Source organism: Streptomyces sp. SAS_270 (genome assembly GCF_052543295.1).
In genome coordinates, this window is the sequence record NZ_JBMNDS010000019.1 from 98232 (window position 1) to 110483 (window position 12252).

9 protein-coding genes and 1 pseudogene are annotated in these 12252 nt (G+C 69.5%); 4 read left to right on the plus strand and 6 right to left on the minus strand.

Going from position 1 to position 12252, the window contains the following annotated elements:
* Positions 1–94: 94 nt before the first annotated feature.
* From mmuM to ACN6LB_RS15895, 4 genes are all read right to left on the minus strand, one after another.
* Positions 95–1033, minus strand: coding sequence for a homocysteine S-methyltransferase (gene mmuM / locus ACN6LB_RS15880; protein WP_445026390.1), 939 nt, complete (start codon positions 1031–1033; stop codon positions 95–97).
* Between the two features lie 155 nt (positions 1034–1188).
* A complete protein-coding gene (locus ACN6LB_RS15885; RefSeq protein ID WP_445026391.1) occupies positions 1189–1635 on the minus strand; it encodes an SRPBCC family protein in 447 nt (148 codons plus the stop codon).
* 314 nt (positions 1636–1949) lie between these two features.
* Positions 1950–2447 (minus strand): hypothetical protein, encoded by a 498-nt coding sequence (locus tag ACN6LB_RS15890; protein WP_445026392.1) that lies wholly within the window; start codon positions 2445–2447, stop codon positions 1950–1952.
* 128 nt (positions 2448–2575) lie between these two features.
* Positions 2576–4690 carry an autotransporter gene (locus tag ACN6LB_RS15895; RefSeq protein ID WP_445026393.1) on the minus strand — a complete coding sequence of 705 codons (2115 nt, stop codon included), beginning with the start codon at positions 4688–4690 and terminating at the stop codon, positions 2576–2578.
* Positions 4691–4893: 203 nt separating this feature from the next.
* Here ACN6LB_RS15895 and ACN6LB_RS15900 point away from each other — a divergent pair.
* The 3 genes and pseudogenes from ACN6LB_RS15900 to ACN6LB_RS15910 form a co-directional block, all read left to right on the plus strand.
* Positions 4894–5940 (plus strand): annotated as a pseudogene (locus tag ACN6LB_RS15900) (glycoside hydrolase family 43 protein); the annotation flags it as partial.
* A gap of 36 nt (positions 5941–5976) precedes the next feature.
* On the plus strand, positions 5977–6756 hold the full coding sequence (locus ACN6LB_RS15905; protein WP_445026408.1) for a glycoside hydrolase family 43 protein: 780 nt from the start codon (positions 5977–5979) through the stop codon (positions 6754–6756).
* A gap of 1 nt (position 6757) precedes the next feature.
* The gene (locus ACN6LB_RS15910; protein ID WP_445026394.1) at positions 6758–8167 is read left to right on the plus strand and encodes an RICIN domain-containing protein; all 1410 of its coding nucleotides are present in this window, start codon (positions 6758–6760) and stop codon (positions 8165–8167) included.
* Between the two features lie 7 nt (positions 8168–8174).
* On the opposite strand, the gene ACN6LB_RS15915 is transcribed toward ACN6LB_RS15910, so the two are convergent.
* Both ACN6LB_RS15915 and ACN6LB_RS15920 read right to left on the minus strand, forming a co-directional pair.
* Positions 8175–9269 carry a pectinesterase family protein gene (locus ACN6LB_RS15915; RefSeq protein WP_445026395.1) on the minus strand — a complete coding sequence of 365 codons (1095 nt, stop codon included), beginning with the start codon at positions 9267–9269 and terminating at the stop codon, positions 8175–8177.
* Positions 9270–9308: 39 nt separating this feature from the next.
* Positions 9309–10988: a rhamnogalacturonan lyase B N-terminal domain-containing protein gene (locus ACN6LB_RS15920; RefSeq protein ID WP_445026396.1), complete on the minus strand. Its 1680-nt coding sequence runs from the start codon at positions 10986–10988 to the stop codon at positions 9309–9311.
* 194 nt (positions 10989–11182) lie between these two features.
* Between ACN6LB_RS15920 and ACN6LB_RS15925 the strand changes: the two genes are divergently transcribed.
* A complete protein-coding gene (locus ACN6LB_RS15925; protein WP_356138961.1) occupies positions 11183–12250 on the plus strand; it encodes a rhamnogalacturonan acetylesterase in 1068 nt (355 codons plus the stop codon).
* Positions 12251–12252 lie beyond the last annotated feature (2 nt).

The following is a 12252-nucleotide window of genomic DNA, read 5'->3' on the forward strand; positions in this document are numbered from 1 at the left end:
GCCGGAGGCTAGCAGGGGGGAGGGGCCGAGGAGGAGGGCTGGGGACAGAGGCGATGGAGCCGGGGCCGCGCGGTGGCCGTCCGGCCCGGGAGTCTCAGTGGTCTCCCAGTGCCTCGGAGATCCCCGTGATCGCGCCCGGCCCCACCCGGCAGCACCCGCCGATCAGCCGTGCTCCGCCGCGCTGCCACCCGGTGACCTGTTCGGCCGTGAAGGTGGAGCGGCCGGCCCAGCCGCGTGCCTCGGCGTCCCAGGTCTCGCCGCTGTTGGGGTAGACCACGACCGGTTTGCCGGTCACACGCGCCGCGATCTCCACGGCGCCGTCCACATCCTCGGGGGCGCAGCAGTTCACGCCGACCGCGAGGACCTCCTCGGCGTCGGCCGCCAGGGCGAAGGCCTCCTCCAGGGGCTGCCCGGCTCGCGTACGGTCACCGGCGACGCTGTAGGACAGCCAGGCCGGCACCCCGAGGCCGCGGATCGCGCGCAGCAGGGCCTTGGCCTCGTCGGCGTCGGGCACGGTCTCCAGGGCCAGCACGTCCGGGCCGGCCGCGGCCAGCACCTCCAGGCGCGGCCGGTGGAAGCGCTCAAGCTCGGCGACGCTCAGCCCGTACCGCCCCCGGTACTCCGACCCGTCCGCGAGCATCGCACCGTACGGCCCGACCGAAGCGGCGGTCCACAGCGGCCGGCTGACACCTTTGGCGTGCGCGCGGCGAGCGGCCTCACGGGCCAACTCGACGCTGAGGCCGAGGAGTTCGGCCGCACGCTCGGGCGTGATGCCGCGTGCGGCGAAGCCCTCGAAGGTCGCCTGGTAGCTGGAGGTGATCGCCACGTCGGCGCCTGCCTCGAAGTAGGCGAGGTGCGCCTCGGTGATCGCCTCGGGCCGCTCCGCGAGCAGCCGCGCCGACCACAGCTCGTCGCTCAGGTCGTGGCCGGCCGACTCGAGCTGGTTGGACATGCCGCCGTCCAGGACGACCGTGCCGGTGGCGAGGGCGTCGGCGAGGGTGCGCGGGCTGTCGCTGAGGGTGTCGCTGGTCATGTCATGACGTTAGTCGAAGGGGGAGGGGGAGGCGGATCCTGTCCGTTATGTGGGCGGAATGCCCATGATGTGGAATCCACGGACTCAGGCCACCAGTCGACGCCGTAGCTGGTCCTTCACGAGCAGTGGACCGCCTCGGGTGCTTGCAAGGTGCCTCAAACGGTCGTGTCGTGCTCGCGCACCGCGATGCGAGCCAGCTTCGTCAGCATCATGCCGTTGCGGACCGAGACGAAGTAGTTCACCGGGAGTCCGTGCATCCGGGTGCCGGGACCCCGCAGGGGGTGCCAGTCGAGGGTGAAGAGGGTGTGCTCGCCCCAGGGGGTGAGTTTCATGGCGATGCGAGCGGCGCCGAAGGGATCCGCCTTCGCTTCCAGTTCGAGACGGTGTCGCGGTTCGGAGATACGGACGACGCAGGTGTCGTCGAGGGTCAGAGGGCCGGCGCCGACGCGGACCTGAAGTCGGGCACCGACGTCGGGCCAATTCGGGTCCGCGGCGAGGACCTGCTGAGTTCCTGTCACCCACTCCCCGTAACGGTGGCCGTCGGACAGCAGGCGCCAGACCTCGGCTGGCGAGCTCAGGATCAGACAGCGGTTACGGGCCATGATCACGCTCCTGGAGGATGGGCGGCATGGAGGCGTCCCCCGGCCGCTCCTCGGCCCGACGGGTGGGTCCGGTGCGCCGGGTGGTCCCTCCGGCCGTCCCGCGGGCTCGGCTTCCAGCGTCATGCCGACCGCCCCGCCTGCACAGTCCGACAGGTCCGGACGGGTGAGCCGACAGCCGGGGATGACTTTGTGACGGCGGACGCAGTGCGGTCGTAGCGCACGACACGGCCGTTGGTCACGCAGCAGCGCTCGCCCAGCCGTCCTGGGCTCCTACGGCGTCCCCGTGCAGAAGGCCGTGAGCGAGAACCTGTCAGTCACGTTGCGCGGCGCTGCTCCTGAACGGCGTTCATGAGGTCCTCGATGGCGGACCGGGTGTCGCTTTCACTCCCGCCGTCGATCGCTTCCAGAGCGGCGGCCGCGGCCTCGCGAACGGGGTGGGGGAGTCCCTCGGCGGCTGTGAGGCCGTAGGCGGCCTTACGGCGCGCCGCGCGCTCGGCGGTGTCCACCGCGCCGGGGCCGGACAGCGGGAAGACAGCCGCACTGTATGCGGATATCCCCAGCACCATCATGTCCGCGATCCCGTCGGCGTACCCGAGCGCGGCAGCCTTCCCCTGGCCTTCCCGAATGGTTGCGATCATTCGGCGGCGGGACAGGATCGTGCCCAGAGTGGCGCCGCCTCCCAGGGAAAGGGCGCAGGTAACGGCAAGAAACGGCCCGTCCCAGGCGAAGCCGGTGAAACCTCCGAGGACTGTGAGTGCGACGGTCCACGCGGCTGCTGTCCGGGAGCTTATCTGCTCGGGTGTCGTGTCCATGGTTGGCAGTGTCCCAGCCGGTTTCAGGGGCACGGGCGCGGGGTCGACCGCCGGCCGTCGCCGACGCCCGTCATGGGGAGGACAGCCGTCTTCCCGCCGGTCGCGAGAGGCAAGAACGGCATCCCTGGTTACCTCTGCGACGCATGCCGCCCGCCGCGCCGCCGTCCGCCGCCCCGCGTCCGCCGGGTCGCCGGGATCAGCAGTCCGACGAGCAGGCCGATCCCCAGCGCGTACGGCCACCAGCCGAAGCCCTGGGCTGCGGCGGAGGCGCCCGCGGCGCGGGTGTCGACCTCCGACGTCCCGGGCGCCGCCTTCGCGCGGGTGGTCGCCGAGGGGCTCGCGGCGGTGGCGGCGGTCAGGACGACGTCGTTGCCGTCGCCGCCCCGGTAGGTGATGCGGTACGTGGTGTCGGCGAGCTTGACCTTGGCGCCCTCGCGCAGCCCGGTGAAGGTGCCGGTGGTCCTCGCGTCGCCCGTGTGGTCGAGGACGGTGACCGTGCGGGCCGGGGCGCCGCCGGCGGCGGAGAGGTCCAGGCCCCCGGCGAGGCGGACGGCGCCGCTCACCTTCAACGGCCGGTCGCCCAGGACGAGTTCACCCTTCGCGGTCTGTGTGTAGGAGCCGTTCACCGTCGGCGCGCCCGCGACCTCGCCGGCGTTGGTCACCGCACCCAGGACCGTGCCCTTGCCGGTGAGCGAGGTCGCCACCCGCAGGCCCGTCCCGCGTACGTCCAGCCGTGCTCCGGCCGAGCTGAGCCGGATCGCCTTGCTGCGGGCGAGCGAGGCGCCCGGGGCCAGCGCGAGCGTGCCCTTCTTCACGGTCGTCGTCCCCGTGTACGTCACGCCCGTGCCGGTGAGCGTCGTCGTCGCGGCGCCCGACTGCACAAGGCCTCCGCTGCCGCTGATGCGGGACAGCGAGACGGGCGTGGACATGTTGCGGACGACGAGCGTGCCGTTGTCGACGATGCGGCGGCGCGCCGTGCCGGTCATCAGCGAGCCGTCGCCGCCGCGGGCGCCCGAGCCGAGCCGCAGCACGGCCCCCTTCTCGACGGTCGTGGAGCCGTCGTAGTGCTGCTTCGCCGCGAACGTGACGTCGTTGCCGGCCGTCCCCTTGATCACTACGTCACCGGCGCCGGGCGCGGCGAGCGTGTCGTGGTACCTGCCACCGCCGATGGGTGCGCCCAGCGTGACGGGGCCGTTGTAGGCGAAGGTGAGCAGGGAGCGGCGGCCGCTTGCCTCATGGAGGTTGATGTAGACGGTGTCGGCCGTTCCCGGCATGAAGATCTTGTGGGTGGTGCCGTCGCCCCACTGGATGTTCGCACCCTCGATGTTGGTGCCGCGCTTGTTCAACTGGTGCGGTATCGCACGCCAGTTGATGCCGGGGTCGCTGAGCGAGGGGTTCGTGTCGCCGCCCCGGTCGCTGTAGCTGTACTGGCCGGTGAGCACGACCTTGCTGCCGGGCCGGGTGTGCACGTTGACGTCGCTGCCGTACTCGCGCTGGTAGAAGTCCTGGCGCAGGGTGATCGTCTGGTACAGCGGGGTGTCGATGATCCAGGAACCCTGGTTGAGGACGGCGCGGGTGTTCGGGAGCGCCACCGGGTACTCGGGGCGGCCGACCGCCATGCCCGTGCCGTTGTCGATCACCCCCGAGAACGGGTGCGTTCCGGCGAGGTCGAGCGTGCCCCACATGTTGCGCGGCTGGGTGACCAGGCCCGAGCCGCTGATGGTGCCGATGTTGAAGGTGCGGGTGAGGGAGAGGCGCAGGGTGCCGTCGACCCGGACGTTGAGCTGATTGAGCCGATAGCCCGGGGTGCTGTACGGGAAGTGGCCGATCAGGCCGGTGCCGCCGCCCGTGCCGTACTGCAGGGTCGCGCCGCGCTCGACCGTGATCGCGGGCGGATCGGGGTTCGTGACTGTCGTGTACGGGTGGTTGCCGCCCTGGGTCCGCACGGTCTGCCGCTGCCGGGACTTCGGAAGCGTGAAGTCGCTGTCCTTGGTGAGGACCAGCGTGCCGGTGCCGCGCACGCTGAGGGTGCCCTCGCCGTGGATCACTCCGTCGTACGTGGTGGTCCCGGCCGGCACGGTGACGACCGCGTCGCCGGTGAGCGTGACGTCCTGGTCGGCGCGGACCGCCGCGGTGACGTCCTGGGCCCCGGCCGCCCGGGCGGTGGCGGGGGCGGTGATCGTCAGGGCCACCGCGGCGATGGCTCCGGCGGCGGCTGCTGTGGTGTGGGGGAGGCTGCGCACGCATCGGAGACGCGGGCGGACCGTCGCCGATAACAGAAATTTTCGCTTCCTCTTTTGTCCCGTCGGACCCGTTGACCTCCTCGTAACACGCCCTTACCTTTTCGGCGTTCGGAATAACAGATGTCGTGCGACATATCGAACCAGCCGCGTTCGAGAGCCGTCCCCCCTCGCCCCCTCGTCCCCCACCCCGAGAGGCCCTCAGCATGAGCCGCGTTGACGACCTGCCCGACGTCCCCAGCCGGAGACTGGTGCTGAAGGGTGCCGCACTGGCCGCGGGCGCGCTCGTCGCCGCCCCCGGCGTGGCAGAGGCCCGCACCGCCGCCTATCCGAGCCCGCTGGTCCGCAACCGCGCCGATCCCCACATCCACCGCCACACCGACGGCCAGTACTACTTCACGGCCACCGCCCCCGAGTACGACCGGATCATCCTGCGCCGCTCCCGCACCCTGCGCGGGCTGGCGAAGGCCGACGAGTCCGTCATCTGGAAGAAGCACTCGAGCGGTGCCATGGGCGCGCACATCTGGGCGCCGGAGATCCACCACATCGACGGCAAGTGGTACATCTACTTCGCCTCCGCGCCCGCGAACGACGTGTGGGCCATCCGCATCTGGGTCCTGGAGAACGAGAACGCCGATCCGTTCAAGGGGACCTGGACGGAGAAGGGGCAGATCAAGACGGCCTGGGAGACCTTTTCCCTGGACGCCACGACCTTCGAGCACAACGGCACGCGCTACCTCTCCTGGGCGCAGCACGAGCCCGGCCTCGACAACAACACCGGCATCTTCCTCTCCGCGATGGCGAACCCCTGGACACTGACGGGTCCTCAGGTTCGGCTCACCACACCGGAGTTCGACTGGGAGTGCGTCGGCTACAAGGTCAACGAGGGCCCCTCGGTCATCACCCGGGGCGGACGCGTCTTCATGTCGTACTCCGCGAGCGCCACCGACTACCACTACTGCCTCGGCCTGCTCACGGCCGACGCCGACAGCGACCTCATGGACCCGGCCGGCTGGTCCAAGTCGCCGAACCCCGTCTTCACCAGCAACGACACCACGAAGCAGTACGGGCCGGGCCACAACTGCTTCACGGTCGCCGAGGACGGCCGCACCGACGTCCTCGTCTACCACGCCCGCCAGTACAAGGAGATCGTCGGCGACCCGCTGAACGACCCCAACCGGCACACCCGTATCCAGAAGCTGGGCTGGCACGAGGACGGCACCCCCGACTTCGGCGTCCCCGTCGCCGACACCCCCGTCAAGGCGCCCGCCGCCACCAGCCGCTACACGATGACGGCGTTCACCAACAGCAGCGAGTCCAACCTGTACGTCTACGAGTCCACCGACGCGCTGACGTACTCCCTGCTGAAGGGACCGGCCTACACCCCGCCGACCGGGCTGATCCGCGACCCCTCGCTCATCAAGCACTCCGACGGGTACTACTGGATCGTCTACACCACCAACTGGACCGGGAACACGATCGGGTTCGCGCGCAGCAAGGACCGCACGAGCTGGCAGTTCGTCGCGAACCACACCCTGCCGACGCCGGGCCTCGCGCGCACCTGGGCACCGGAGTGGTTCGTCGACCCGGTGGACGGCAGCGTCAACATCGTCGTCGCCCTCGACACCGCCAACAACTCGGTCTTCCGGCCGCACCTGCTCACCGCGCGCGGCACCTCGCTGCTCAACTGGTCGGTTCCGAGGCCGCTTTCGGGTCTCGACAACGCCAACTACATCGACACCTTCGTCGTCCGCCACGGGGGCAAGTACCACGCCATCACCAAGCAGGAGACGACCAAGTACCTGGAGCACGCGGTCGCCGACCGCCTCGCCGGGCCCTACACCCTCACCGGCACGGGCGACTGGGCGGGCTGGGGCGACTGGCGTGAGGGTCCCGCCCTGGTGCGTCTCGACAACGGCGGTTGGCGGATCTACTTCGACGGCTACGCGGAGAAGAAGTACTACTACAGCGACAGCCTCGACGGGCTGCGCACCTGGTCACCGATCCGCACCCTGCCCGGACTCTCGGGCTCCGCCCGGCACTTCACCGTTCTGAAGGAGAGTGTGTGAGATGAGACGTGTCCACGCGGTCCTCGTCGCGCTCTGTCTGGCGCTCGTCGGCGCTCTTGCCACCGCGGGGCCGGCGCAGGCCGCGGCCCAGACCATCACCAACGGCACCCAGTTCACGGACAGTTCCGGCAGCGCCGTGCACGCGCACGGCGGCGGCGTCATCAAGGTCGGCAGCTACTACTACTGGTTCGGCGAGCACCGCAACGCCGACAACACCTTCCAGTACGTGGACGCCTACCGCTCCACCGACCTGAAGAACTGGGAGTTCCGCAACCATGTGCTGAGCCAGTCCAGCGCGAGCGAACTGGCGACGGCCAACATCGAGCGTCCCAAGGTCATGTACAACGCGTCCACCGGCAAGTTCGTGATGTGGATGCACAAGGAGAACGGGACCGACTACAGCGAGGCCCGCGCGGCCGTCGCCGTCTCGGACACCGTCGACGGCAACTACACCTACCGGGGCAGCTTCCGGCCGCTCGGCGACTCCATGTCCCGCGACATCACCGTCTTCGTCGACTCCGACGGTGCCGGCTACATGGCATCGGCCGCCAACGAGAACTACGACCTGCACCTCTACAGGCTCACCGCCGACTACACGGGCATCGCGAGCCTGGTCGCCAACCCGTGGCCCGGCGGCCACCGCGAGGCACCGGCGCTCTTCAAGCGGGGCGGCGTGTACTTCATGCTGACCTCGGGCGCCACCGGCTGGAGCGCCAACCAGCAGCAGTACGCGACCGCCACCAGTCCCGCCGGGCCGTGGAGCGCGATGACGAACGTCGGCGACTCGACGGCCTTCAACTCGCAGACCGCCTACGTCCTTCCGGTGCAGGGCACCTCGGGCACCTCGTACCTCTATATGGGCGACCGTTGGGGCAACTCCTTCGGCGGGACCGTCAACGACTCGCGGTACGTGTGGCTGCCGCTCACCTTCCCGACCTCCACCAGTCTGAGCATGAGCTGGTCCCCGGAGGTCACCGTCGACACGACCGCCGGGACGGTGACCGCAGTCGCCGCCACCTACCAGACGCTGACCGCCCGGCACTCCGGCAAGTGCGCCGACGTCCCCGACCAGTCGCTGTGGCAGGGCAAGGCGCTCACCCAGTACACCTGCAACGGTGGGACGAACCAGAAGTACTGGTTCAAGTCCGTCGGCAGCGGCTACTACGAGCTGATGACCCGGCACAGCTCCCTGTGCCTGACGGAGAACGCCACGAACGTCACCCAGGAGAACTGCAGCACCGCGACCGCCCAGCAGTGGTCGGTCACCACGTCGGGCAGCTACGTGCTGCTGAAGTCCCGCGCGAGCGGCGAGTGCCTGGACGTGAACGGCGCGTCCACCGCCAACTCCGCCACCCTGATCACGTACACCTGCAACGGAGGCACCAACCAGCAGTGGACGCGCGCCTCATGACGTGACGTCAGCCGACGGGATTCCAACCGTCCGTGCCCGCCAGGTACTTCTGGGCCGTGTAGCTCGCGGCCTGGGAGTCGGTGAGCTGCGGGCGGTTGGAGTTCACCGCGGCACCGGCGCCCGTGTTCCTGTACTCGAAGAAACGGGCGTTCTTCCATGAGTAGCCGCTCATGTCGGTCCAGGGTCCCGCGGTCTTCACGGCGGCGGGCAACGCGCTGTTCCTGATCACCAGTTGCCCCACGGCATCCGACGTGGGATGCCAAGGACGGCCCAGATAGTACGAGTTGGCCGCGGCCGAGCTGGAGATCGTGCTACCGGTGATCAGGATCCCGTACGTCTTCGCCGAGTTGGTGTTGGGCGCGGCCAGGAAGCCGTTCAGCCCGCCCGCCGCCGCGCCCGAATTGCGCAGCTGGATGTTGACGCGGTCGTAGACGGCGGTGGCGTTGCCGAAGATGAAGTCGACGTCGCCGGAGACGAAGGAGGAGGAGAAGTACTGCCGGTACTGGCCGGTGGCGGACGGCGCCCAGTTGAGCACCGTGTCCTGGCGGCTGATGAAACGGTCGTTCGTGAACTTCTGCCGGTCGCCCTGTGTGGTGACGGCGACCGCCTGGGTGTCGGTGATCTCCGGATGTGCGGCCTTGGAGAAGGTGTTCTGGACCGTGATCCCGGTGACGGTGAGGTTGTTCGCCGAGAAGGTCGCCACCGAACTGCCCAGCGTGCCGTACTTGTTGCCGCTCCCATCCGTGTACCCGGCGGCCCTGTCATAGGTGATGACGACGTCCTCGGCGTTGCCGGTGGCGCCCTTGATCGTCAGCCCCGACCTGCTCGTCGGCACCTTGACGATCTCCGTGTAGGTGCCCTTCCCGATGGAGATCGTGTCGCCCGCGGACGCCGCGTCGATCGCGGCCTGCACGGTCGTGTATCTCCCGGAACCGTCCTTGGCGACCGTGATCACGGTCGCCGCCTGCGCCTTGGGCACCAGCGACACCGCGACGAGCCCGAGGGCCGCCGCGGTGCCGGTGGCGAACGCGAGGGTACGGCGCCGGGTGCGGGAGAGACGATGCCGGTGCTGCTCTGCGGAGTGCGGGTTCGGCTCAGTCATGCACAGGAGTCGCCGCCCGGCGCCCGGAGGTTGCCGCCGTCAGGTCAGCAGGTCCAGCGCGTCGATGGCTGTCCCGGCGCTGAGATAGGACGTCGTCCCCGAACCGCTCACCACGTTGATCTTCAGCACGTTGTACTGGCTGGTGTCCGTGAGCCAGGCACTGGCCGGAACGCTGTACGTGAACGTGTAGTTGTTGCCCCGGTAGGAGCCGACGGTCAGCGACCGTGTGCTCGGCTGGGTGGGCGGCGAGGGGATCGGCGACGTCCAGGCGTCGTTGACGACGACCTGCGGCCGCCCGTTCGCGTATGCCGTCGTCACCCCGATCCGCAGCGTGTGCGCGGCCGCCGCCTGGGCCGCCGTCAGCTTGAAGTAGACCAGCAGACCGCTGTTGACGTCCTTCCAGATGTACGCCGGGAACGCGGACGTCTCGCTGCCGCTGCCGATCACCACGTTGCCCGTCCAGGCGGCGGCCCGCGGGTCGGACGGATGCGCGTAGGTCATCAGGTCCGCGTTCTTGAACCCGCTCGGCGTACCGTCCCAGTTGCCGATCCGCCAGATCGCGCTCGCGTTGCTCGGATCGTTCGAGGACGGGATCGCGATCGTGTTCAGCGTGGTCGTCCCACCCGCGGTGACCGTCACCGACATGGTGTGGACGGCGAGTTCACCCTTGAAGACGGTGAGAGTGTACGTCCCCGGCAGCACGCCCGCGATCGAGAACCAGCCGTCCGACGAGCGCGCCGAAGCCCAGTACTGGGCAGCCGAGTTGGCGATCCCGACCGTGTACGCGTACGCCGTGTCGCGCCCCGAGATCCCGACGCCCGCGACCTTGCCCCGGCCGCCCGAGGCGACGTACCCGGAGATGCCGAGCGAGTCCGCCCAGGAGGTGGTCAGGCTGCCGTGGAACAGCGACGAGGAGGGCGCGCCGCCGTCCGTGAAGGCGATGACGTAGGGCCCCTGGAGCCCGAACCGCTGCGACTCGGTCTGGTTCTCGCCGTAGTAAAGGATCTCGTACAGGCCGCCGCCGTCCGCGCTCTGGTGACGCAGCAGCGAGCGGTAGAACGGGCCGCCGGACGCCTTCTCGTGGTTGCTGCGCACCATCCACAGGCCGACGCTGCCCGTCTTCCAGCCGATGTAGTCGTAGTCGGCGACGCGGAGCTTGGAGTAGTGCTTGGAGCGGGTCTGGCCGTCGGACTTCGCGAAGACGTCCGCGGCCTCGATGGTGGTGGGTGCGTAGGTGTACGAATCGGGCTCGTCGTTGAGGAAGAGGCCCGCCTTGACCCGCACGATGTAACGGGTCGCACTGACCGAGGTGTCGGCCTTGTTGGTCCACAGATAGACGTTGTTCTCGCCGCTGCGGGCCGCGTAGTAGTGCTTCAGCGTGCCGTACGCGACGGAGACCAGAATCGTCGAACCGGACTGCTTGACGGTCACGGTGGAGGTGCCGAGGCCCGACTCGATGTGCGAGTTCTTGCCGCCGTAGCCCTGGTACTCCGTGCCCCGGTAGACGAGCGAGGTCAGGTCGCCGTTGGTCTTGCTGACCTTGAACACGAGGTTGGCGCCGGTGTCGATCACGTAGTTCGCACCGTCGTCCGCGTAGCCGAAGGTCGCCGCGGTCGCCGTGGGGGCGAGCGGGCCGGCGAGGGCGGCCGATCCTGCGGCGGCCGTTGCGCCGAGGACGAAGGTGCGGCGGCGGACCGTTCTGCGGGCGGATCCGGACATGGGGGTGCCTCCTTCGGGAGGGTGTGGGGGGTGTGCGGGTGTCTCGCAGAGTGACAGTTGAATCGATTTCGCGAAAGGGCTTTCGCATGCTTGGAGTTGGCGATCGTGTGAAATTGAGCCGAGTACTAGAAAGCGCTTGTCCGGAGCGGTACCGTCCAGCCGCCAGGTCCTGTCGTCCTGTCGGAGGAGCCGCAGTGAGACGTTTCAACCGAGTCCCCGTCGCCGTGCTGGCGGCGCTGACCGCCGCGACCGCACTCGCGGTCACCCCGGCGCAGGCCCATGGGGGCCGCGGGCCCGTTCTCGGTCCGGAGAACTGCACGACGACCGCGCCGGTCACCTGCCACTTCGACGTCGCCCCCGGCACGTACGACGTGAAGGTGCTCCTCGGCGGCGACAGTGCCGCCGCCACCGGCATCAGCGGCGAGACGCGCCGCGCCCTCCTCCCCGAGACAGCCACGGCGGCCGGCGAGTACGCGGCCCGCAGCTTCACCGTGAACGTCCGCACCCCCGAGGGCGAACCGACCGGAGCCGACGGCACACCGGGCCTGGACCTGGTGATCGGCGGCTCGGCGCCCGCGCTGGCCGGCATCCGCGTGACCCCCGCCCGCCCGCACACCCGGCAGATCTTCCTGGTCGGCGACTCCACGGTCTGCGACCAGCCCGGCGAGCCCTACACCGGCTGGGGCCAGGAGCTGCCCCAGTACCTCCGCAAGGGCCTGTCCGTGGCCAACTACGCGGACTCCGGGGAGAGTACGGTCACCTACCTCGACAACCCGGCGCTCTTCGCGACCGTCAAGCCGCTGATCCGCAAGGGCGACCTCGTCCTCATCCAGCTCGCCCACAACGACAAGACCACCGACGAGCCGACCTACCGTGCGAACCTGGAAACCCTCGTGGCAGGTGTACGAGCCGAGGGCGGGGAACCCGTTCTGGTCACACCGATCGTCCGACGCTGGTTCAACGCGGACGGTACCTTGAACAACAACACCGCGCTGCTGGTGAACGGCCTCGGCGTGGATCACCCGGCGGTCATCCGCTCGGTCGCGGCGGCCGAGAACGTCCCGCTGATCGACCTGACCGCCAGGACCAAGGCCCTCGTCGAGTCTCTGGGCGTCGAAGGCTCCAAAGCGATCTACCTGTACAACGAAAAAAGGGACAACACCCACACCTCGGTGCACGGTGCCACGGTGTACGCGGAGCTGGTGCGCGACGAATTGGTCGCCCGGCATCTGGTGCCGGAGGGCTTGGTGAGGGTGGGATGAGA

What these genes read in the sequence shown, in the direction of transcription:
- mmuM (WP_445026390.1), bottom strand. Translation starts at nt 1,033, where the DNA reads ATGACCAGCGACACCCTCAGCGACAGCCCGCGCACCCTCGCCGACGCC.
- ACN6LB_RS15885 (WP_445026391.1), bottom strand. Translation starts at nt 1,635, where the DNA reads ATGGCCCGTAACCGCTGTCTGATCCTGAGCTCGCCAGCCGAGGTCTGG.
- ACN6LB_RS15890 (WP_445026392.1), bottom strand. Translation starts at nt 2,447, where the DNA reads ATGGACACGACACCCGAGCAGATAAGCTCCCGGACAGCAGCCGCGTGG.
- ACN6LB_RS15905 (WP_445026408.1), top strand. Translation starts at nt 5,977, where the DNA reads ATGACGGCGTTCACCAACAGCAGCGAGTCCAACCTGTACGTCTACGAG.
- ACN6LB_RS15910 (WP_445026394.1), top strand. Translation starts at nt 6,758, where the DNA reads ATGAGACGTGTCCACGCGGTCCTCGTCGCGCTCTGTCTGGCGCTCGTC.
- ACN6LB_RS15915 (WP_445026395.1), bottom strand. Translation starts at nt 9,269, where the DNA reads ATGACTGAGCCGAACCCGCACTCCGCAGAGCAGCACCGGCATCGTCTC.
- ACN6LB_RS15920 (WP_445026396.1), bottom strand. Translation starts at nt 10,988, where the DNA reads ATGTCCGGATCCGCCCGCAGAACGGTCCGCCGCCGCACCTTCGTCCTC.